The organism is Enterobacter sp. BIDMC92, from assembly GCF_001030225.1.
Classification (GTDB): domain Bacteria; phylum Pseudomonadota; class Gammaproteobacteria; order Enterobacterales; family Enterobacteriaceae; genus Enterobacter; species Enterobacter sichuanensis.
On sequence record NZ_KQ087598.1, the window covers coordinates 2,066,857 to 2,088,115 of the forward strand.

19 protein-coding genes are annotated in these 21,259 nt (G+C 55.7%); 5 read left to right on the top strand and 14 right to left on the bottom strand.

Features of this window, described 5'->3' with window-relative positions; genetic code table 11:
- Positions 1-75: 75 nt before the first annotated feature.
- Together ydgT and blr are read right to left on the bottom strand one after the other, a co-directional pair.
- Complete coding sequence (gene ydgT / locus SP99_RS09620; protein ID WP_006174966.1) at positions 76-291, bottom strand: transcription modulator YdgT; 216 nt, start codon at positions 289-291, stop codon at positions 76-78.
- Positions 292-523: 232 nt separating this feature from the next.
- Entirely contained in the window at positions 524-649 is a 126-nt protein-coding gene (gene blr, locus SP99_RS23125) for a division septum protein Blr (RefSeq protein ID WP_168112406.1), read from the bottom strand.
- 243 nt (positions 650-892) lie between these two features.
- Between blr and SP99_RS09625 the strand changes: the two genes are divergently transcribed.
- The gene (locus tag SP99_RS09625; protein ID WP_025758366.1) at positions 893-1,933 is read left to right on the top strand and encodes an oxidoreductase; all 1,041 of its coding nucleotides are present in this window, start codon (positions 893-895) and stop codon (positions 1,931-1,933) included.
- A gap of 52 nt (positions 1,934-1,985) precedes the next feature.
- On the opposite strand, the gene add is transcribed toward SP99_RS09625, so the two are convergent.
- The 3 genes from add to malX form a co-directional block, all read right to left on the bottom strand.
- Complete coding sequence (gene add / locus SP99_RS09630; protein WP_047958398.1) at positions 1,986-2,987, bottom strand: adenosine deaminase; 1,002 nt, start codon at positions 2,985-2,987, stop codon at positions 1,986-1,988.
- 96 nt (positions 2,988-3,083) lie between these two features.
- Positions 3,084-4,256 (bottom strand): MalY/PatB family protein, encoded by a 1,173-nt coding sequence (locus SP99_RS09635; RefSeq protein ID WP_047958399.1) that lies wholly within the window; start codon positions 4,254-4,256, stop codon positions 3,084-3,086.
- 48 nt (positions 4,257-4,304) lie between these two features.
- Complete coding sequence (gene malX, locus SP99_RS09640) at positions 4,305-5,897, bottom strand: maltose/glucose-specific PTS transporter subunit IIBC (RefSeq protein WP_047958400.1); 1,593 nt, start codon at positions 5,895-5,897, stop codon at positions 4,305-4,307.
- Between the two features lie 177 nt (positions 5,898-6,074).
- Here malX and SP99_RS09645 point away from each other — a divergent pair, with 177 nt between their 5' ends.
- Positions 6,075-7,103: a Mal regulon transcriptional regulator MalI gene (locus tag SP99_RS09645; RefSeq protein ID WP_025758370.1), complete on the top strand. Its 1,029-nt coding sequence runs from the start codon at positions 6,075-6,077 to the stop codon at positions 7,101-7,103.
- 272 nt (positions 7,104-7,375) lie between these two features.
- Positions 7,376-7,828: a hypothetical protein gene (locus SP99_RS09650; RefSeq protein ID WP_047958401.1), complete on the top strand. Its 453-nt coding sequence runs from the start codon at positions 7,376-7,378 to the stop codon at positions 7,826-7,828.
- A gap of 116 nt (positions 7,829-7,944) precedes the next feature.
- Here SP99_RS09650 and SP99_RS09655 read toward each other — a convergent pair whose 3' ends face one another.
- Both SP99_RS09655 and manA read right to left on the bottom strand, forming a co-directional pair.
- Positions 7,945-9,477: a YdgA family protein gene (locus SP99_RS09655; protein ID WP_047958402.1), complete on the bottom strand. Its 1,533-nt coding sequence runs from the start codon at positions 9,475-9,477 to the stop codon at positions 7,945-7,947.
- Between the two features lie 99 nt (positions 9,478-9,576).
- Complete coding sequence (gene manA / locus SP99_RS09660) at positions 9,577-10,752, bottom strand: mannose-6-phosphate isomerase (protein ID WP_047958403.1); 1,176 nt, start codon at positions 10,750-10,752, stop codon at positions 9,577-9,579.
- Between the two features lie 197 nt (positions 10,753-10,949).
- On the opposite strand from manA, the gene fumA reads away from it, so the two are divergent.
- Both fumA and fumC read left to right on the top strand, forming a co-directional pair.
- Positions 10,950-12,596 (top strand): class I fumarate hydratase FumA, encoded by a 1,647-nt coding sequence (gene fumA, locus SP99_RS09665; RefSeq protein ID WP_047958404.1) that lies wholly within the window; start codon positions 10,950-10,952, stop codon positions 12,594-12,596.
- A gap of 183 nt (positions 12,597-12,779) precedes the next feature.
- Positions 12,780-14,174, top strand: coding sequence for a class II fumarate hydratase (fumC, locus tag SP99_RS09670; protein ID WP_047958405.1), 1,395 nt, complete (start codon positions 12,780-12,782; stop codon positions 14,172-14,174).
- Here fumC and tus read toward each other — a convergent pair whose 3' ends face one another.
- The 7 genes from tus to ydgH form a co-directional block, all read right to left on the bottom strand.
- Entirely contained in the window at positions 14,175-15,104 is a 930-nt protein-coding gene (tus, locus tag SP99_RS09675; protein ID WP_047958406.1) for a DNA replication terminus site-binding protein, read from the bottom strand. It abuts the gene before it with no gap.
- A 73-nt stretch (positions 15,105-15,177) separates the two neighbouring features.
- On the bottom strand, positions 15,178-16,476 hold the full coding sequence (gene rstB, locus SP99_RS09680; protein WP_047958407.1) for a two-component system sensor histidine kinase RstB: 1,299 nt from the start codon (positions 16,474-16,476) through the stop codon (positions 15,178-15,180).
- Positions 16,477-16,551: 75 nt separating this feature from the next.
- Positions 16,552-16,812 carry a hypothetical protein gene (locus tag SP99_RS09685; protein WP_047958408.1) on the bottom strand — a complete coding sequence of 87 codons (261 nt, stop codon included), beginning with the start codon at positions 16,810-16,812 and terminating at the stop codon, positions 16,552-16,554.
- A 252-nt stretch (positions 16,813-17,064) separates the two neighbouring features.
- Entirely contained in the window at positions 17,065-17,781 is a 717-nt protein-coding gene (gene rstA / locus SP99_RS09690; protein ID WP_025758561.1) for a two-component system response regulator RstA, read from the bottom strand.
- A gap of 94 nt (positions 17,782-17,875) precedes the next feature.
- The gene (folM, locus tag SP99_RS09695; RefSeq protein WP_047958409.1) at positions 17,876-18,598 is read right to left on the bottom strand and encodes a dihydromonapterin reductase; all 723 of its coding nucleotides are present in this window, start codon (positions 18,596-18,598) and stop codon (positions 17,876-17,878) included.
- A gap of 39 nt (positions 18,599-18,637) precedes the next feature.
- Positions 18,638-20,020, bottom strand: a complete 1,383-nt coding sequence (locus tag SP99_RS09700; protein ID WP_025758565.1) for an amino acid permease — start codon at positions 20,018-20,020, stop codon at positions 18,638-18,640.
- 184 nt (positions 20,021-20,204) lie between these two features.
- Positions 20,205-21,149 carry a DUF1471 family protein YdgH gene (gene ydgH, locus SP99_RS09705; protein ID WP_047958410.1) on the bottom strand — a complete coding sequence of 315 codons (945 nt, stop codon included), beginning with the start codon at positions 21,147-21,149 and terminating at the stop codon, positions 20,205-20,207.
- Between the last annotated feature and the right edge of the window lie 110 nt (positions 21,150-21,259).

Consider the following 21,259-nt stretch of genomic DNA (forward strand, 5'->3'; position numbering starts at 1 on the left):
TAATCTGCGCGAAATGTTGTACAGCCAGTTTGCAGGGCGGAGAGTATATAACATTTCGCGCGGATGGCTACTTTCTTATAGAACGTAACGCCAGACAGACTTCGGTACTTCACCCACGTTGAACAAGCGGCCTCCGGACACCAGCTCCGCTCGACGATGATCGGCGGCGCGATACATATTGATGATCTCCTGATTATCCGACAGGGTGTAGTTCAGATGGTCAAACAGTTTTTCCAGGCTCTCAAGCGAATTGATCTTGCGAAATTTTAATAAATAGTCCTGAACTGTCATATTAATAAGTTTCCATATAAAAGATGTGTAATACCCGTTAAGGTAATTTGTTCGAATAATAAACGGATTAATAAAGACGTAAACAGCCCACTCAGGTAACGCGACGAAATTAGGAGTTTTCTTTGCTGAAATTCAGGCATCAGAAGATGCCTGGAAGAGAAGGTTAACCGTGTTCACCAGGGCTGGCAATACGTAACTGACATATTATGTCACTCTTTATTGCCGTAACCGGTTACTTAGGTTGGGCGACAGTGACAGGCTCCGGCGGCTGGTAGTTATCGATATGGCTGGCGACGCCAAGCAAAATGACCGATACCCCAAGAACAATCCATCCCGCTAATTCAATGATTCGATTAATAATTGACGTCATGATTCGTAATTGTACTTTATCCATAAAGACCGGGTGCAAATGTTACAGCGAGCTTTTCCCGACGGCAAGGGCTTTGGGAACGGTTCCCCTAAACAAAATCAGCAGGTTAATACTATGTAACAAAAACAACCGGTACAACCTGCTATTTTAAGTCATATGGCTCATTATTAATCTGTGGTAATGCCAGACTACCCAGTGTGAAATAAGAACGTCATAAAAGAGGATGGCACTATGAGTGATAATATCCGCGTCGGGCTTATTGGATACGGCTACGCGAGCAAAACGTTTCATGCGCCTCTGATAGCCGGAACGCCGGGGATGGCGCTGGCGGCAGTCTCCAGCAGCGATGCCGCTAAAGTTCATGCCGACTGGCCTTCCGTGCCGGTTGTCTCTGAGCCTAAACATCTTTTCAACGATCCGAACATTGATTTAATCGTTATCCCCACGCCAAACGATACCCACTTTCCGCTGGCAAAAGCGGCGCTGGAAGCCGGTAAACACGTGGTGGTGGATAAACCCTTCACCGTGACGTTGTCACAGGCTCGCGAGCTGGATGCGCTGGCGAAGAGTCTGGGCAGGTTGCTGTCGGTTTTCCATAACCGCCGCTGGGACAGCGACTTTCTGACGGTAAAAAGGCTTCTCGGTGAGGGTACGTTAGGGGAGATCCTCTTTTTTGAATCGCACTTTGACCGCTTCCGCCCACAGGTACGCAACCGCTGGCGCGAGCAGGCCGGTCCGGGCAGCGGCATCTGGTACGATTTAGCCCCGCATCTGCTGGATCAGGCCGTGAATCTTTTTGGCCTGCCGGTGAGCATGACGGTCGATCTGGCCCAGCTCAGGCCCGGGGCGCAGACCACGGATTACTTCCACGCCGTGTTAAGTTACCCGCAGCGACGGATAGTGCTGCACGGCACGATGGTCGCGGCCGCGGAATCCGCTCGTTATATTGTCCACGGCACGCGCGGGAGCTACGTGAAATTTGGCCTCGATCCCCAGGAGGACCGGCTGAAAAATGGCGAGCGTTTGCCGCAGGAAGACTGGGGCTACGATATGCGCGACGGCGTTGTCACGCGGGTCGAAGGTGAAGAGCTGGTCGAGGAAACCCTGCTGACAATCCCGGGTAACTATCCGGCGTATTACGCGGCCATTCGCGATGCGCTGAACGGCTCGGGGGAGAACCCGGTGCCGGCCAGCCAGGCGATTCAGATTATGGAGCTGATTGAACTGGGGATTGAATCTGCCAAACATCGCGCCACGCTCTGTCTGGCATAAGTTTTAACTCTTTTGTAGGCCGGGTAAGCGTCAGCGCCACCCGGCAACGGTGTTAACCGCGAGCCACTTTATCTTTCAACGCCTGCTTCTCTGCAGGCGTCAGGAAGGCCATTTCCAGCCCGTTGATCTGCGCCTGACGGATCTGTTCGCGGCTCAGGCCCGCCTGCGGTGCGGCGATGTTGTACTCATGGATAATATCCACGCCCTGTACCGCCGGATCGTCCGTGTTCAGCGAGGCCAGTACGCCGTGCTCCAGGAACGTTTTCAGCGGGTGCTGGGCAAGCGTCGCCACGGTGCTGGTCTGAATGTTGGATGTCAGACATGACTCAATCCCGATACGCTGCTCTGCCAGGAAATCCATCAGGGCGCGATCTTCCACCGCCTTCACGCCGTGACCGATACGCTCGGCACCCAGCTCGCGGATGGCCTGCCAGATGCTTTCCGGGCCTGCGGCTTCCCCGGCGTGAACGGTAACATGCCAGCCGGCATCGCGTGCGCGGTTGAAATGGGAGAGGAACAGACTGCCCGGGAAGCCCAGCTCATCACCGGCAAGATCGACGGCGGTGATGGCATCGCGATGGGCCAGCAGCGCCTCCAGCTCCTGCAGGCAGGCGGCTTCGCCGAACGTACGGCTCATAATGCCAATCAGGCGGGCCTGAACATCGAAGGCTTTACATCCTTCACGAACGCCTGCAATGACGGCTTCCACCACGCCCGCAACGGGCAGGTTGTGGGTCATCGCCATATAGCCCGGCGAGAAGCGCAGTTCGACATAGTGCAGACCGTTGCGGGCCGCATCTTCAATGTTCTCGAACGCTACGCGACGGCAGGCATCCAGCGAGGCCAGCATCTTTACGCCCCAGTCGAGTTTGCTCAGGAAGCTGACCAGATCCGGTTCATTAGAGGTGACCTGTACGTGAGGGATCAGGGCATCAAGCGTTTGAGCGGGGAGCGTTAAATTGAACTGGCGGCCAAGATCGAGAATGGTTTGGGCACGAATGTTACCGTCAAGGTGACGATGAATATCAGTTAAAGGCAGGCGTGTATCAATCATGGTCGCACTCTTTTCTGGTTAAAGTGCGCCATATTATAAAAACAAAACGGGGTAAAAAGCTATTTGCGCAAGGGAATATTCCGTTGCGCAAACTGATTACTGCAGCGTGTTAATGCCGGCGATGAGGCGCTGAACCCCTTGCTCCAGCTTGCTGCGCGGACAGCCCGCATTCAAACGTACGAAGCCGTTTCCCTCTTTTCCGTAGGTATATCCCGGCATGATGGCGACTTTTTGCTGCTCGATCAGCACTTTTTGCAGCGACCGATCGTCAAGGTTCAGCGGGCGCAGGTCAATCCACGCGAGATAGGTCGCCTCTGGCGGCTGCCAGTTCAGTTTCGGAAAAGCGCTGTTTAATTCGCGAGCGATATACAACAAATTGTCTTCGAGATATTGGCGTAAGGCATCCAGCCAGGGAGCCCCCTGCTGATAGGCCGCGATATGGGCCGTCAGCGCCAGCACGGAGGGGGAAGAGAGCCCGTCGCGGCCTTTCAGGGCGCTGAGATAGCCGTTGCGGCTCGCTTCATCGCCAATGAGGCCGTAAGCCCCGGTGAGCGCCGGAATATTAAAGCTTTTCGAGCCGGAGGTCAGAAGCGCCCATTTGCCGCGCGCCACCGCGCTCCATGGCGTGTGACGATGTTCGCTCCACACCATATCCATATGGATTTCATCACTGATCACCGCCACGTCATAGCGCGCGCACAGTTCCGCCATGTGCGTCAGTTCGTCCCGCGTCCAGACCTTGCCGGTAGGGTTTTGCGGGCTGCACAGCAGCAAAATTTTGTTTTCCGGTTTCGCCAGGGCTGCTTCAAGGGCAGTCATATTTCCCTGCCAGCCTGTTGGCTGTTTTTGCATCTCAACGGTCACCACCTGACGCGCATTGCCCTCAATGGCTTTGTAAAACGCATCGTAGGCCGGGGTGTGAACCACCACGCCGTCGCCAGGGTTTGACCAGAGGCGTATCAGCTCGGAGACCATGTAGATAACGGAAGGGCCATAGACCACGCTTTCAGTATCAATCTGGCAGTTAAAGCGTTGCTCAAACCAGTGCGCGATGGCGGCGAGAAATTCATCATTTTTCCAGCGGCTGTAGCCGAACACGCCGTGATGAATACGCTCATGCAGCGCGTCGGTAATGCAGGGGGCGGTAGCGAAATCCATATCCGAGATGGTGAAGGGCAGTAGATCGGCCGCGCCAAAACGGTCGGCGACATAGTCCCACTGCGTACACCAGGTGCCGTGACGATCCACGACGGTTGAGAAATCAAACATGCTTTAATCCTTAACGTAAAACCCCCTCAAGGTGAGGGGGCTGAGGCATCAGGCTTCAACTGTTCGCATCAGGGTGGCCAGTTCATCTTTCACTGACTGCACCTGCGGGCCGATAACCACCTGCAAATTGTGCTGATTAAGTTGTACCACGCCGATGGCCCGGTTGGCTTTCAGGGCGTTGGTGTCCACTTTGGACATATCCGCCACCGATAGACGCAGGCGGGTAATACAGTTATCCAGAGAGGTAATGTTATCCGCACCGCCCAGCGCCGCCAGAATGGCCGGGGTGTTATAGCCGGATTTCCCCACGGTTCCTGCAACCGCCTGTTCCACGCTGGTGGCCGTATCGGTATCGCGGCCCGGCGTTTTCAGGTTAAAGCGGGTGATGGCGAAGCGGAAGATGCCGTAGTACACCGCGAACCAGATCGCCGCCACAACCGGCACCAGGTACCACTTGGTGGAGAGGCCGTGCAGGATGCCGAACACCACGAAGTCGATCACGTTGCCGTCGGTATTGCCGATGGTGACGCCCAGCACCGCCATCACGGTAAAGCCCAGACCGGTCAGCACCGCGTGGATGAGATACAGCACCGGCGCGACAAACAGGAACAGGAATTCGATGGGCTCAGTGGTTCCGCCCACGACGCAGGCGATCACGCCGGAAATCAGCAGTCCTTTAATTTTATGGCGGTTTTCCGGGCGTGCACAGTGGTACATCGCCAGCGCGGCGCCAGGCAGGCCGCCGAGGAAGGCCGGCATTTTACCCTGAGACAGGAAACGGGTTGCGCTTTCAGAGAAACCGTGGGTGGTCGGGCAGCTCAGCTGTGCCTGGAAGATGGTCAGCGCACCGCTCACATCGTGCCCGCACACCTCCATGGTGCCGCCCGCTTCGGTAAAGCGGATGAGCGCCACCAGGATATGCTGCAGGCCAAACGGCAGCAGCAGACGTTCGCCGGTGCCGAAGATCATCGGACCAAAATCGCCCGCGCCGTTAATGATGCGGCCAATGCCGTTAATGCCCATCGCGAAGACCGGCCAGATCAGCGGAATGATCAAACCAAACAGGCCCATCACCACCAGGGTGACAATCGGCACAAAGCGGGTACCGCCGAAGAAGGCCAGCGCATCCGGCAGACGGATATTGTGGAAACGCTCGTGCAGCATCCAGATAATCACCCCGGCGATCACCGCCCCGAGGATCCCGGTATCAATAGACTGGATACCAATCACGCTCTGAATATTGTTGGCTTTCAGTACCGCCGCGTCGGTGGTAGGCAGAATGCCTTTCGCGGTCAGCCAGAAGTTAACCGCAAGGTTCATTACGGCGTAACCCACAAACCCGGCGAACGCCGCGACGCCTTTGTTCTCGCGGGCCAGGCCCAGCGGGATAGCGATACAGAACATAACGGGGAGGAAGCTGAAGGCGAAGGAGCCGACTTTACTCATCCAGATAAAGATCGCCTGCAGCGCGGGCGCGCCGAGGAACGGGATCAGGGTGATGACGTCTTTACTGCTTAACGAGCTGCCGATGCCGAGCATGATCCCGCAGAACGAGAGGAGCGCCACGGGCAGCATAAAGGTTTTACCCAGTTGCTGGAAAAATTCCCACAGCGATATTTTTTGTGCTGCTTTCGCCGTCATAAAACGACTCCTTTATTGTTAAAATCAGTTTGCCTGCTTCAATGCTGCGAGAAGATAAAACGTTTTATCAAACTTTAGTGCGCTCTGTATCACATTCTTAGGCTTTGACTGGTAGTATAAAGATAACGTATTGATAAAACGTTTTACCGATCTCATTTCAGGGAGTCACGCCGACACATGGCTGTAGCGAAAAAAATCACCATTAATGATGTCGCGCTGGCGGCGGGGGTTTCCGTCAGCACCGTTTCGCTGGTGCTGAGCGGAAAAGGACGTATCTCACCCGCAACCGGCCAGCGGGTTAACGAGGCGGTTGAGCAACTGGGCTTTGTGCGTAACCGCCAGGCATCGGCGCTGCGCGGCGGGCAGAGCGGGGTGATTGGCCTGATTGTCCGCGACCTGACGTCACCGTTCTATGCGGAGCTGACCGCAGGGCTAACGGAAGCCCTTGAAGCGCAGGGGCGAATGGTCTTTTTGCTACATGGCGGACGCGAGGCCGATCAGCTTCTCTCCCGTCTCGATATGCTGCTGACCCAGGGGGTGGACGGGGTGATCGTCGCCGGCGCGTCGGGCGTGGGCAGCGAGTTGTGCGAGCGTGCCGCCGAAAAAGGCGTGCCGCTGGTGTTTGCCTCCCGCGCCAGCTATCTCGACGAGGCCGACACGCTGCGGCCGGATAACATGCAGGCCGCGCAAATGTTGACCGAGCATCTGATTCGCCGCGGGCATCAGCGCATTGCCTGGCTGGGGGGCAAAAGTTCATCCCTGACGCGGGCTGAGCGGGTAGGCGGATACTGCGCAACGCTGATCAAGTATGGCCTGCCGTTCCACAGCGAATGGGTTGTGGAGTGTGAATCCAGTCAGAAAAAAGCGGCGGAAGCGATAGGTGCGCTGCTGCGCAGCAGCCCGACGATCAGCGCCGTGATTTGCTATAACGACGTGATTGCCATGGGCGCCTGGTTTGGCCTGATCCGCGCCGGGCGTCAGAGCGGCGAGGGCGGGGTGGAAACGTTCTTCGGCCATCAGGTGGCGCTGGGAGCGTTCGCCGACGTCGGCGAAAACGCGCTCGACGATCTGCCGATCGTCTGGGCCACGACCCCTGCGCGGGAGATGGGCTACACCCTGGCAGACAGGATCATGCAGCGCATCGACAATACGGATGTCCAGGCCGGGCACCAGATTGTGGCGGCGCGGTTAGTGACGGTGAAATAGACACCTCGGCATATTGCCCGGCGGCGCTGTGCTTGCACGGGCCTACAACGGCCCGGAATCGTAGGCCGGGTAAGGCGTAGCCGCCACCCGGCGGTACTATTTGGAAGCATGCTCGCAAATCCGCAAGTAACCCCATGTAAATCACAGCCCGTTATTTCTTTCCATCCTTATTCCGCTTATGGTGCATCCACTGCGGCAAACTCCGTAGTCAGGCGTGGAAACCTGTTTCAGCACACGATGATACAGATAATTAAATCCACGGAGACTTCTTTATGGCTACGATCCCAACTCTTTCTAACCCTAATTCCACTGACAGTATTGTCTGCCAACTTCTTGACCTGCCGATATCATCACTGCAGGATCTCTTCGAACTGACGGACTGCTGCTGCGCTTTTGTTAATGTGCTGCTGGAAACCCACAATAGAGCAGAGCGCTTAGCACTGTGTGGCCGTCTGGCATTTGCTATTGAGGAGCTGAAAAATCGATGCGATGAGGATTTACCGTCTCATCTGATTGAGAAACTGAGTACAGCGTTACCCGCGCAATCATGTATGCCGGATTGCTGGCAAGATACTGCGATGCTGGTGGGGTATGCTCAGGCCCTTAACCAGGCTTTGTTGAGCCAGACCCTTGCGAGTGCTGTCTCGCAAGAACTTGCCGGGTTATTGCATGACCTGATTTATCTCCTGGCTGACTATGTCAGAGAACCTTACCTGCTGCGCTGAGGTCATGCCCGGCGGCGCTGCGCTTGCACGGGCCTACAACGGCCCGGAATCGTAGGCCGGGTAAGCGTCAGCGCCACCCGGCAATAAAAAACCCCTCGCATGAGGGGTTTTGACGTTTACTGTTGTGGCGCTGCTGGTTCGGCTGGCGCTGCGGGTTCAGCCGGTTCCGGCGCGCCCAGAGCAGGCATACCAAACATGCCGACAAAGTCATCCAGCGGCATTTTGTCGCCGTTGAGCGTCACCTGGCCGTTGGCATACTGCAGGCTGGTGGAGATGGTGTTGTTGTCCACCTTGGTGATGCGGAACATCTGGCCCATTGCCGCCAGACCTTTCACCTGCTGATTCGCCAGCTTGCCAGCATCTTCATCGCCGTAGCCTTCCAGCTTCGCAATCTGGGTCATAAACTCGGTGGCCATATCCATCGGGATAGTCAGCTTGCTGTCGAGGGACTTCACGCTGCGATCCACTTCCTGTGCCAGCGTCTGAGGTTCACCCGTGGCGGTTGCCGGATCTTTCAGGAACAGAGAGAGGTTGAAGCTGGTTTCGCCTTTGCTGTTTTTCCAGCTCAGCGGCGCAACGGTGACCACCGGCTCGCCTTTCAGCAGGATTGGCAGGTTGTTGAACAGTACCGCCATAGCCTGCTGCTGGTACACCTCCGGGTTCTGCTGCAGCGCGGCATCGGTCAGCAGCGCCTGGCTCTCTTTGCTGTATTTCTGGCTAAATTCGTGCCACGCCTGGCCGTCGATATTGCCGATTTTCAGCGAAAACTTGCCGGTGCCCAGATCCTGATTCTGGACTTTCAGGCTCTTCAGCGTGTAATCCAGCTGGGTGTTGATGTTTTTGCCGTCTTTAGATACGTCAGATTTGCCGTCGATGTTCATGCCTTCCAGCACAGCCATCTCTTTACCTTCAATGGCAATCGCAATCTTGTCGACAGACAGTTTCTGATCGCCGATGCGCTCTTTAAAGTCGGTCATTCGGCTGTTGCCGTCGGCTTTCAGATTGTTAAAGGTGAGCTGAACTTTTTGGTTATATTCATTTACGGCATCGACCAGGCCACTTTCCGCTTCACCCGTCAGAGATAACACGTTCCCGTCGCGGTCAGTATCAACCTGGAAATTGCCGCCGCTAAAGGCGACTTTCTCATTCTCTTTCTCGTAGTTCAGCGCTTTCAGCGCGATATCAGAACGAGTATCACCGGAGTAGCTAATGCGGGTGTTAATATCGAAAGGTGATTCATTCTTCGCCAGATCAAACAGCGGTTTGGTCAGGTCGTTGTTCACCAGAATCGTGTGAACGGACGCCATCGACGGGATCAGGTTAAACGACTTTAACTGCGCCAGCGGGAATGGACCGTGGCTCACCACTTCATTCAGCACCACGCTCTGACCCGGCTTCAGCCAGCCGTTTTCATTACCGGCAACTGGCTTCACCACCAACTGCATATGGCTGGTGAACACACCGCGCTGATAATTCTGGTAGCTCAGCTCTACGCCCGCTTCCGGTGCGCTGCCCTTAATTTCGCTGTTAGCCTGCGCCACCATCTCAGCCAGACGGCTTTCCAGCTGTTTCCCGGTATACCAGGAGGCACTCGTCCAGACCACGCCTAACGCTACAATCACTCCAACCGCTACGACCGATTTTTTCATTGCGACTATCCCTAAAATGAAACCAGGCGGTTGAAACCGCCCGGAGATATAAAGCCTGCCACTAGCTTAGCAAGAGTTGTTAAAAAATTCAGTAAGTGCCTATAGCTTATTAAAAACGCGCGCCAGGCGACCGGTGCCACTTACGCTTACCGGAGACTCATTCGCCGCAACAAACGCCGATTCACCCGGTTTCAGCACCAGACGCTCGCTATTTTTATGCAGAGTAGCTTCGCCCTCCACGCAGAACAGGATCGCCGCGCTCTCCTGCGCGATGGTCGTTTCTGTCTGGCTCAGGTCATGCAGCGAGAAAGCAAAATCCTCAACCGGGATCGGGAAGTCCAGCTCTGCACCCTTTTTCACTGGCTGAGTCAGCAGCTCTGCGGCAGGTTTCGCCACGAACTGCACGTTAGCAACCAGTTCAGGGATGTCGATGTATTTCGGCGTCAGGCCCGCGCGCAGCACGTTGTCGGAGTTGGCCATCACCTCCAGCGCCACGCCCTGCAGGTAGGCGTGCGGGGTTTCCGCGAACAGGAACATCGCTTCGCCCGGGTTCAGCTTCACCACGTTCAGCAGCAGAGGAGAGAACAGGCCGCTGTCGTCCGGGTAGAACTCGGAGATCAGGCGAATGGTGTCCCACGGTTCACCTTGCTGCGTGGTCAGGGCTGCTTTCAGCACCGCCAGCGCGTGGGATTTCTCGTCACCCTGCATGTTAAGCAGGCTGGCAAACAGCTGGCTCAGGCCTTCAGCATTGGGGTTTTCGAGGAAGTGGGCGATAGCGTTATTAGCACCTGCGACCGGTTGCAGCAGGGAGATAATCTCTGAAAACTCGCGGAAGGCGTTCATCGCCAGGAACGGAGTCAGCGCGAACACCAGCTCCGGCTTATGGTTTGGATCTTTGTAGTTACGCTCGGCAGCCTCTAACGGAATACCGGCCGCATTCTCTTTCGCAAAGCCCATTTCAGAGGCTTTCTTATTCGGGTGGACCTGGATGGAGAGCGGCTGGTCGGCGCACAACACTTTAAACAGGAACGGCAGTTCGCCAAAGCGCTGAGCCACCTTGTCGCCCAGCAGCGCGGCTTTATCGGCATCAATGACGTCACGCAGGCTGTGCACCTGACCGCTGGCGTCTTCAATTTTTGAGCTGCTCTTCGGGTGCGCACCCATCCACAGTTCTGCCATCGGCAGGTTGTTCGGGTTCGCGATACCGTAGAGATCCGTTAACGCAGTTTTACTTCCCCAGGCGTAGTTTTGCACTGAGTTGATGAGTTTTTGCATTATCAAGCCCTGATTCAAATGTGGAATAAACTTCGGGTATTAAAGCAATAAACCACCGGGAAGTAACCTGTGGATGTAAAAAGTCGTACTAGTCTCAGTTTTTGTTAAAAAATTGTGTAGGATAAGCTGACTCGCTTTTAAGCGGGCAGCGGAACATCTGCCCAAATAATCAGACTGAAGCAGTAAGTGAGAGAACAATGTCGAACAAACCCTTCCATTATCAGGATCCTTTCCCGCTGAGTAAGGATCAGACCGAATACTATCTGTTAACCCGCGATCACGTCTCTGTCTCTGAGTTTGAAGGACAAGAGATCCTGAAGGTCGATCCGCAGGCGCTGACGCTGCTGGCGCAGCAGGCTTTTCACGACGCCTCGTTCATGCTCCGTCCTGCACACCAACAGCAGGTGGCCGATATCCTGAGCGATCCGGAGGCCAGCGAAAACGATAAATACGTTGCCCTGCAGTTCCTGCGTAACTCCGATATCGCGGCAAAAGGCATTCTGCCAACCTGCCAGGACACCGGCACGGCAATCATCGTCGGGAAAAAAGGCCAGCGCGTCTGGACCGGCGGCGGCGATGAAGCGGCGCTGGCGCACGGCGTTTACAACACCTACACCGAAGACAACCTGCGCTATTCGCAGAACGCGCCGCTGGACATGTACAAAGAGGTCAACACCGGCACCAACCTGCCTGCACAGATTGACCTCTACAGCGTGGACGGCGACGAGTACAAATTCCTCTGTATCGCCAAAGGCGGCGGTTCAGCCAACAAGACCTATCTCTACCAGGAAACCAAAGCGCTGCTCACCCCGGGTAAGCTGAAGAACTATCTGGTGGAAAAAATGCGCACCCTCGGTACCGCGGCGTGCCCGCCGTACCATATCGCGTTTGTGATTGGCGGTACGTCGGCGGAAAGCACGCTGAAAACCGTGAAGCTGGCCTCGACCAAATACTACGACGGCCTGCCGACAGGAGGTAACGAGCACGGCCAGGCGTTCCGCGACGTTCAGCTTGAACAGGAGCTGCTGGAAGAAGCGCGCAATCTGGGCCTCGGTGCGCAGTTTGGCGGTAAATACTTCGCCCACGACGTGCGCGTGATCCGTCTGCCGCGTCACGGTGCATCCTGTCCGGTCGGGATGGGCGTGTCCTGCTCCGCGGATCGTAACATCAAGGCGAAGATCAACCGTGAAGGCGTGTGGATCGAAAAACTGGAAAACAACCCGGGTAAATACATCCCGGAAGAACTGCGTAAAGCGGGTGAGGGCGAAGCGGTTCGCGTTGATCTGAACCGTCCGATGAAAGAGATCCTGGCGCAGCTTTCACAGTATCCGGTCTCGACTCGTCTCTCCCTCAACGGCACCATTATCGTGGGCCGCGACATCGCGCACGCGAAGCTAAAAGAGCGTCTGGACAACGGCGAAGGGCTGCCGCAGTACATTAAAGATCATCCGATCTACTACGCAGGCCCGGCGAAAACGCCTGAGGGCTATGCTTCTGGCTCGTTAGGCCCCACCACGGCCGGGCGTATGGACTCGTACGTTGACCAGCTGCAGGCTAACGGCGGCAGCATGATTATGCTGGCAAAAGGCAACCGTAGTCAGCAGGTGACGGACGCGTGCCACAAGCACGGCGGCTTCTACCTCGGCAGCATCGGCGGCCCGGCTGCGGTGCTGGCGCAGGGCAGCATCAAGAGTCTGGAGTGTGTGGAATACCCGGAACTGGGTATGGAAGCTATCTGGAAAATCGAAGTGGAAGATTTCCCGGCGTTTATCCTCGTGGATGACAAAGGCAACGACTTCTTCAAACAGATCCAGTCCTCTCAGTGTTCGGCCTGTGTGAAGTAATTCTGTAAATTGCCGGGTGGCGGCTGTGCCTTACCCGGCCTACGTGTCTGGTAGGTCGGGTAAGCGTCAGCGTCACCCGACACCAAAAAGAGCGCACAAAGCGCCATAACGTTTCTCAGAAGTCATCAATACTTATCCCTTAAGCATGTGAGCAATCCCTCTTTTGTTATCAAGGAGAAAGTAATGACAACGGTACGCCATGAGAAAGATTCTATGGGCGCCATCGAGGTTCCGGCCGACAAGCTATGGGGCGCGCAAACCCAGCGTTCGCTGGAGCATTTCCGTATTTCGACCGAGAAAATGCCCGTCTCGCTGATTCAGGCGCTGGCCCTCACCAAACGGGCAGCCGCGAAAGTTAACCAGGATTTAGGCCTGCTGGCGGCCGACAAAGCCACCGCCATCATGAATGCCGCCGACGAAGTGCTGGCGGGCAAGCACCCCGACGAATTCCCCCTTGCCATCTGGCAGACCGGTTCCGGCACGCAAAGCAATATGAACATGAACGAAGTGCTGGCAAACCGGGCCAGTGAGCTGCTGGGCGGCGTGCGTGGTATGGAGCGTAAGGTCCATCCAAACGATGACGTCAACAAGAGCCAAAGCTCTAATGACGTCTTTCCCACGGCGATGCACGTGGCGGCGGTGATTGCACTTCGTGAACAGCTTATCCCGCAGCTCAACGTCCTCAAATCCACGCTTAATGACAAGGCGCAGGCCTTGCGCGATATCGTTAAAATTGGCCGTACGCACCTGCAGGACGCCACGCCGCTGACGCTCGGCCAGGAGATTTCCGGCTGGGTGGCGATGCTGGAACACAATCTGAAGCATATTGAGAACAGCCTGCCGCATCTGTCGGAGCTGGCGCTCGGCGGCACGGCGGTGGGGACCGGGTTAAATACCCATCCGGAGTACGCGGTGCGCGTGGCGAAGGAGCTTGCTGCCATTACCGGTCAGCCGTTTGTCACGGCGCCCAATAAGTTCGAAGCGCTGGCGACCTGCGATGCGCTGGTTCACACCCACGGTGCGCTGAAAGGGCTGGCGGCCTCGCTGATGAAAATTGCCAACGACGTGCGCTGGCTGGCCTCAGGCCCGCGCTGCGGCATTGGTGAAATCAGCATTCCGGAAAACGAGCCGGGCAGTTCTATCATGCCGGGTAAAGTGAACCCGACCCAGTGCGAAGCCATGACCATGCTCTGCTGTCAGGTGATGGGCAACGACGTGGCCGTCAACATGGGCGGTGCATCCGGCAACTTCGAGCTGAACGTCTATCGCCCGATGGTGATCCACAACGTTCTGCAATCAATTCGTCTGCTGGCGGATGGGATGGAGAGCTTTAACGAGCACTGCGCGGTGGGCATTGAGCCAAACCGCGAGCGAATCAGCCAGCTGTTGAATGAGTCTCTGATGCTGGTGACTGCACTCAATACCCATATCGGCTACGACAAGGCCGCCGAGATCGCCAAAAAAGCGCATAAGGAGGGGCTGACGCTGAAAGCCTCCGCCCTGGCGCTGGGCTATCTGACGGAGGCGGAATTTGACGCCTGGGTACGCCCGGAAGCGATGGTCGGCAGTCTGAAATAATCATTCCGCCACATACAGGTGCAACCGCGGAATAATCAGCTGAAGCGGTTGCGCCTGGGGTCTGTAACGGTGCTGGACATTTTCAGCATCGTAATTCAACAGCTCACCAATGTCCGGCACGATGGCACCCTGATCGGCATCATAAAGCGCAATCAAAGGCGTCGGGCAGGCATACTGCACCTGTTTTTGCTGACCGGAATACCAGACGCGGGCGATAGGCTGAACTTTCACCGGGCGCTTGATCTTGAGGCGTGTCTTTGCCGGTAGCGACGCGATGCTGTGATATTCCTGCTCCAGGCGCTCAATCCACTGCTCGCGTGACCACGGTGCGACGGTGCGTGGCGTCTTCAGACTTTTTTCCAGCTGGGCCAGAATTTCATCCCGGGTGAAATTCTTAATGATGTGCTTATTCGCCCAGCCGAAACGCAGCGTGGCGGGGTGACGCAGTACCGTCAGGGTGCGGTAGGCATTAAGGGTTATCAGGCCCGGAAGCTGACGGTGCACCCACTCAAACCGGGCGGCAGGGGCCAGGCCCGACTCTTCGGTGATGATTTTTTCAAAGGTCGCTTTCAGAGTGTTGATGTGGGCAATCCGGGTTTCCAGCGCTTCACGCGCTGCGGCATCGGTTTGCAGGCAGATCACACCAGGCAGACGCACGGCCGCCTTGCTGCTGCGCTGTTCTGACTGCTGCTGGATAAAGAGATGGCGGTAGTGCTTCATCGCCAGCTCACAGGCGGCGTTGCCGATGTGCTGTTTCACCTCGATGGTATCCAGCGGATCGTGCTCTGCCCCTTTGGCCACATCGGGCAGGGTAAAGACGCGCGCGGCCAGCAGACGGCAGGCCTGCAAACGTTCTGTCAGGGTCAGTAGCTCGTGTTCTATTTCGCGAAAGGTGCTGTTCAGCCTTTCGATGAGATCGTAGGATGCCATAAACACTCTCATTAGTTACAACATACTTATCATATAGCACAGCACGCCGGGTCAGGCCAGCGTGCGGTTTAGGTCAGGCAGGAACGGGAAGGGCGATGTTATGGTACACGGGCCAGCTAAAACAGAAGCGCGCGCCGCCGAGTTCGCTCTCCTCGCAATGCACGGTGCCGCCCATGGCCTGGGCGATAGAGTAAACAATCGCCAGCCCCAGACCACATCCACCGGTGGCACGATCGCGACTGGGGTCTAAACGTACAAACGGTTCAAACACGGTTTCGCGTGCTTCCGGGGCTATTCCCGGGCCGTCATCCTCAACCGTCAGTCTGGCCTGATTGCCCTGCACATCCAGGCCAATCTGGAGCGTACTTTCGCTGTAGCGCAGGGCGTTGTTAATCAGATTGTCCAGCACGCGCTCCATCAGGCGCATATCGAGCGCGCCGTAATCGCCCGGCGTGACGCGCGTGCGCAGCGTGCGCTGCGGGTTCACGCTCTGGACATCATCAATGTGGGTTTGCAGCCAGTCAGGCAGGTCCGGCGTGCTGAGGTTGAGTTCGTTCTGCGGGCGGTCGAGGCGCGCGTAAGTAAGCAGCTCCTCAATCAGCGCTTCAAGCTGACCAATATCGCGGTTAAGCGCCTGAGACTCTGATTCCGTCAGATTCTCGCTCATCTCCAGACGGTAGCGCAGGCGAACCAGCGGCGTACGCAGCTCGTGCGCAATCCCGTCAATCAGTTGCTTCTTGCTGGCGATAAGGGCATTGATATTATCGGCCATCTGGTTAAAGGCCACGCCCAGACGTTCAAAACTGGAACCGCTGTCGAAGTGGATACGCTCGGTAAAATGCCCCTCGCCAAAACGCTGCGCGGCGGATTCGAGTTTCAGCATGTCCTGCCAGTGTGGGCGCATCCAGATAAAGACCGGAAACGCCAGTGAAATGGCAATAAAGGCCATCAGCGCCATGTCCAGCAGACGCATCTGGTGCAGATAATAGAGATAGGGCACCGGCCCGACGGCCAGCACGTAGTGGCTGCGAGGAATACGCTGGATAAAGGTATATTTCTCATCCAGCGCGACGATGTCGCCCTCGCGCAGACGCTGCATGGCGGGCGGATCGAGTTCGAAATCTTTCAACGGCTCGATGCGTAAATCGAACGACAGATTCAGATCCAGCTCTTTCAGGGTTTTCGCCCAGTCGTGTGGCGGGATCTCTCTCAGCTCGCTGCGCATCAGATAGAGCGAGCTTTTCATCAGGTCATCCAGCGACTGTCTGCCCGCACGTTCGGCGGTAAACTTATACACCAGTCCGACCAGCATAGTCATCACGAGGAAGCAGACAAACAGCAAAAGATAAAACTGCACAAACAGCTTTTTCATTGGATCTCACCGCAAAAACGCTATGTGCAGAATATACATGAAAACCCTTCAGGTTTTTCATGTCTCTCGAGCGTGTTAAATGGCTTTCGCGCTGTTTTTTACCTTGGCGATGAATTTTTCCGTCACGGCCAGGCCTTCCGCAATGTGCATATCAATCACATCCGTCCCGAATTCGTGAATGAGGTCCAGGAGTATTTCGTATGACTGGATCAGTTCCAGCAGGTCAAAGAGCGCTTTTTGATCGGTGCGTGAGGGGGAGGCGTGGTTAAGGGTAGCCTGATTCACAATCCACTCAAGATTGGTTTTGATGGCTTCTACCTGATTGTAGCTATACATAATTCATGGTCTTAAATCCTCATTGCAAGATTTTATGGGAGAGATGTCGTGAAAGCTTCACGGCGAAAATGAGTAGAACGGTCGCCGGTGCGGGGCGAGCTGAAGAGAAGAGAGATGAGAAGGTAATTATGGAATAGTTCGCGGGCTTAGCAAGTTAATTGTTGCGCAAACGGGGGAATAAACGCGCGAAAGAAAGGCGAAGGTCGTGTAATGCCTTCATTTCGCGCAGATTATCTTGTATGGATAAGACGATCAGGTTTCCCAGGCGTGGGGGGCAAACAGGTAGCCCTTGTTACGCACGGTTTTGATGCGGTAGGGCTCGGTGGCATTATCCTGCAGTTTCTTGCGCAGTCGCGAAATCGCAACGTCCACGCTGCGATCCATTCCGTCATAGCTTACTCCCCGCAGGTTTTTCAGCAGCGCGTCACGGTCCATGATCTGCCCGGCATGGGTTGCCAGTTCCCACAGCAGGTCAAAGTCTGCGGTAGAGAGGGCTATAAGTTCCCCGGACAGCAACACCTGACGGTTAATCGGATCAATCGACAGCGTACCAAACCGCATGGCTTTATGCGGCGTCAGAGACGGCGCCGGTGCTTCGCGTTCGATGCTGGCGTGCTGGCGTAAATGGAGGCGCAGGCGGGCAAGCAGGACGGCAGGCGGTGTGGTTTTCAGAATGTAGTCATTGGCCCCCATCTCCAGCGACAGAATATGGTTCATATCGCTGTCCAGAGAGGTGAGAAGTACGATAGGGCCGTCCCAACGGGCGCGCAGGTCACGGCAGAGTGTCATACCGTCCTTTCCAGGCAACATGATATCCAGCAACACCAGATCGGGGTTTTCACGGACCACCACCTCTTCGGCACAATCGCCGCGAGGCTCAACAATGACGTCCATATCATGTTTACCCAGATAGGCGGCAATCAGTTGCCCGACTTCGGGTTCGTCTTCAACATAAACAATCTTATTCATACAACGTCTGTTTTCGTGAAAAAAGCCAACATACACCGCGGAACCTTAACCTTCCATTAATCTTTCAACATTAACGCCGGTTCCGATATTTTCACTAGCGCAGCGGCCGGCCGCCGTCCACGGCAAAGGTTCTGCCGGTGACATAGCAACTGGTGAGCAGGTAATCCACCAGGTCGATCACCTCTTTTTCACCCGGCGCAATTTTCATGAGCGACTTATTCAGCGCCTGCTGACGGTACTCTGCATCATCGTTTTCGTTGAACAAAATCATCGCCGGGGCGATGGCGTTGACCTTCACCTCCGGGGCGAGTTTACGGGCAAACGAGCGCGTCATGTTATCCAGTGCGGCTTTACTGGCCGCGTAGGCGATGTGCTTGTCGCTTCCACGCTCTACCACATAATCGGTGAAGTGAATGATATCGCCCGCAGCATGTCCATGCCCGCGCAGTAGATCCTGTAGCGCATGGTTAAGCAGATAAGGCGCGTTGACGTGGATCTGCAGCATGGCGGAGAGCGTTTCGCTGAGTGATGTGCCGGACTTTTCGGCCTGCCATGCGCTGGCGTTATGGATCACCGCACGCAGAGCCGTGGTGGTGGATTTCACCTTTTCCGCAAAGGCCAGAATGCCGTCATCGGTTGAAAAATCAGCCTGAATGCAAACCGCCCCGGCTTTGCGCAGGCCTTCAATTGACGGATATTCGGTACGGTAGCTGACAATGACCGGCTGGCGAAGGTTAAGAAAATGATGGGCGAGGGCGAGGCCGATTCGACGGCCTCCACCGGTGATCAGTATTGGACGAAGCTGTGCATTTCCCATCGTATTCTCCTTTGCAGTTCAACAATGGGAAAGGCGATGCTATCCCATCAACATCCAGGTTGCCGGTACGGCAGCAACCAGTAACAGTCCAATTAATGCCATTTCGCGGCGTTTCAGCGCATTCTCCAGCTGATGCGTGTGGCGGGCGTAGATAAACACCAGTAGCCCCGGCGCGTACAACACCACCGACAGCAGCAGATGCATAGGCCCGGAAGCATACAACAACCACAGGCCGTAAATACAGGCTCCGACACCCACGACATAATGCACCGGGCGTGTGGCAATTTTTAACAAATAGGCGCCCACTAAGAAATAGGGTACCAGAATCATTTCCGAGGCGATGGTCAACAGGGTGTTATAGTCTGAACCTGTGAGCCAGATCAGCACCAGGCAGACCTGAACGCTGATGTTGGTCAGCCACAGTGACGCGGCAGGCGCATTATTTTTGTTCTGACGCGCAAACAGGCGAGGAAATGCTTTGTGCGTAGAGGCCAGGAACGGTACTTCCGCCGCCATGATGGTCCAGCTCAGGTAAGCCCCGCAGACGGAGATAATCAGGCCCGCAGCAATCACCACATCGCCCCAGGGACCGAGCATTTTCACCATCAGTCCGGCCATTGACGGGTTACGCATTTCGGCCAGCTCAGGACGCGCCACCACGCCCAGCGACAGCAGCGTGACCAGCAGATACACTCCCAGCGCCGCCAGCACGGCCAGCAGCGTTGCACGGCCAACGTCACGTTTATTGCGGGCACGTGCTGACACCACGACCGCGCCTTCAACCCCGATAAACACCCACAGGGTGATCAGCATCGTATTTTTCACCTGCTCCCAGACCGGGACGCCAAGCGCCATGCCGCTGAAATCGAGCGTAAACACGTCGAGACGAAACGCGATAAAGGCCAGAACGATAAACAGGCCAAGCGGAACCAGCTTCGCGAGGGTCGCGACCAGGTTAATGCTGGCGGCGGTTTGTACGCCACGCAGCACCAGCCAGTGGACGAACCACAGCAACACCGAGGCGCCGACAATAGACTGCCAGGTATTGCCGTCGCCAAAGAGGCGCAGCGCTGGGGTATCGGTAAAGAAACTGAGCGCCGAAAAGACAATAACCAGATAAGAGACATTGGCGATAACCGCACACAGCCAGTATCCCCACGCGGAACAGAAGCCAATCAGCTCGCCGAAACCTTCACGGGCATAGGTGAAAATCCCGCCGTCCAGATCGGGGCGAATGCGGGTGAGCAGCAGCATGGCGAAGGCCAGCAGCATTATTCCAACGCCCGTAATGCCCCAGCCAATGAGCAGTGCGGCAGGGCTTGCGACGGCCGCCATGTTTTGCGGCAAACTGAATACGCCCGCACCCAGCATCGAGCTTAAAACGAGTGCAGTCAGAGCACTCAGGCCAAGTTTCTTTTCCATTGGCTTCCTGTTATGAAAGGTCCAAATCCAGAATAATTATTTCGCACAGGCGCATAAAAATGGTGGATCACACTAAGGCGCGGGATTTTACGGAGTGTAACGAAAGCATGCAATGACGTGTGGCAGAAATTCAAAAAAAGTAACAAAAAAGGCGGCATTGCGCCGCCTTTCGTAAACGGTTTTGTTACTTGTACAGATCGGCGCTGATGGTCACGTTGTTACCACGTTCCTGCCACTGGCGGGTGATATGGTAGTACTTCGCCCCTTTCTTCGCCGCACGCTTCGCGACCTGATAAGAGACTTCCGTCATGTTGCCGTAGTTGCCGGTAAACTTGATGCTGTCGAACGGCACCATCTGCGCAGCAGTGGCTTTGTTCAGCTCTTCAATTTTGGTGCCGTCTGGCAGCGTCACGGAATAACGGCCACCTTTTGTGGATTGCGTTTCAAAGAAACGGCCCACTTCAGCACTTGGTGCAGCAGAGGTTGCTACGCCAGGGATTTCAACTTTCTTCGCTTCTTCGCCGCCTTTCGCCAGCGCTGCGCGACCCGCTTCTGAATCAGCCGGGATCGCATCCGGGCTTTGCAGAACACGTTTTTTCGCATCTTCTTTATAGATGAATGCGGTAATACGCTGGTTGCCGCCCTGGTTGGCATCGACCTGACGCACGATGTAGAAAGAGTATGCTCCTTTCGCTTTCGCGGCTTTGGTGATGGCATCGTTCACTTCAGGCTGGCTGCGATAGAAGCCCTGAACGGTAACCGTGTCGTAAGGTTCCAGCTCAATCGCCTGATCTTTCGGCAACTCAACGACACCGTTGATCACGCGGTTTTTCGGTGCGTCAGCTTTTGGCGCATTGTCTTTGTACAGCGCAATGGTCACACGCTGGTTACCGCTGTTGCCATAGTCAGACTGGTCAACAACGTAAAACGAGGCCGCCCCGTTTTTATCAGCGGCTTTTGATGCAGCGGCGACGGCATCGCCAATAGAATTATAACGACCCACAATGACCGTATGGTCAAAAGGTTTTAACGCTGCCGCTTGCTCCGGCGTTAACTCTGTTGCGGCATTCGCAGACAGGGCGGTCGCGGAAAGAAGTGCGGACGCCAGGAGTGTGTTCTTAAGCTTCATAAAAATAATCCTTCGCCTTGCGCAAACCATGTACTGGTATTGTTGTTAATTTGAGACGGTCCCGATTATTGCATTTAAAACCTGTTGCTGTCTGCGCCATTTTTCACAGC

Bases quoted from the DNA above. Each gene is read 5' to 3' on its own strand.
- tus (WP_047958406.1), bottom strand. From the start codon at position 15,104: ATGGCATCCTACGATCTCATCGAAAGGCTGAACAGCACCTTTCGCGAA.
- SP99_RS09645 (WP_025758370.1), top strand. From the start codon at position 6,075: ATGGCTGTAGCGAAAAAAATCACCATTAATGATGTCGCGCTGGCGGCG.
- malX (WP_047958400.1), bottom strand. From the start codon at position 5,897: ATGACGGCGAAAGCAGCACAAAAAATATCGCTGTGGGAATTTTTCCAG.
- SP99_RS09700 (WP_025758565.1), bottom strand. From the start codon at position 20,020: ATGGAAAAGAAACTTGGCCTGAGTGCTCTGACTGCACTCGTTTTAAGC.
- SP99_RS09655 (WP_047958402.1), bottom strand. From the start codon at position 9,477: ATGAAAAAATCGGTCGTAGCGGTTGGAGTGATTGTAGCGTTAGGCGTG.
- rstA (WP_025758561.1), bottom strand. From the start codon at position 17,781: ATGAATAAGATTGTTTATGTTGAAGACGAACCCGAAGTCGGGCAACTG.
- SP99_RS09625 (WP_025758366.1), top strand. From the start codon at position 893: ATGAGTGATAATATCCGCGTCGGGCTTATTGGATACGGCTACGCGAGC.
- SP99_RS09635 (WP_047958399.1), bottom strand. From the start codon at position 4,256: ATGTTTGATTTCTCAACCGTCGTGGATCGTCACGGCACCTGGTGTACG.
- ydgH (WP_047958410.1), bottom strand. From the start codon at position 21,149: ATGAAGCTTAAGAACACACTCCTGGCGTCCGCACTTCTTTCCGCGACC.
- rstB (WP_047958407.1), bottom strand. From the start codon at position 16,476: ATGAAAAAGCTGTTTGTGCAGTTTTATCTTTTGCTGTTTGTCTGCTTC.
- add (WP_047958398.1), bottom strand. From the start codon at position 2,987: ATGATTGATACACGCCTGCCTTTAACTGATATTCATCGTCACCTTGAC.
- SP99_RS09650 (WP_047958401.1), top strand. From the start codon at position 7,376: ATGGCTACGATCCCAACTCTTTCTAACCCTAATTCCACTGACAGTATT.
- fumC (WP_047958405.1), top strand. From the start codon at position 12,780: ATGACAACGGTACGCCATGAGAAAGATTCTATGGGCGCCATCGAGGTT.
- SP99_RS09685 (WP_047958408.1), bottom strand. From the start codon at position 16,812: ATGTATAGCTACAATCAGGTAGAAGCCATCAAAACCAATCTTGAGTGG.
- folM (WP_047958409.1), bottom strand. From the start codon at position 18,598: ATGGGAAATGCACAGCTTCGTCCAATACTGATCACCGGTGGAGGCCGT.
- manA (WP_047958403.1), bottom strand. From the start codon at position 10,752: ATGCAAAAACTCATCAACTCAGTGCAAAACTACGCCTGGGGAAGTAAA.
- ydgT (WP_006174966.1), bottom strand. From the start codon at position 291: ATGACAGTTCAGGACTATTTATTAAAATTTCGCAAGATCAATTCGCTT.
- fumA (WP_047958404.1), top strand. From the start codon at position 10,950: ATGTCGAACAAACCCTTCCATTATCAGGATCCTTTCCCGCTGAGTAAG.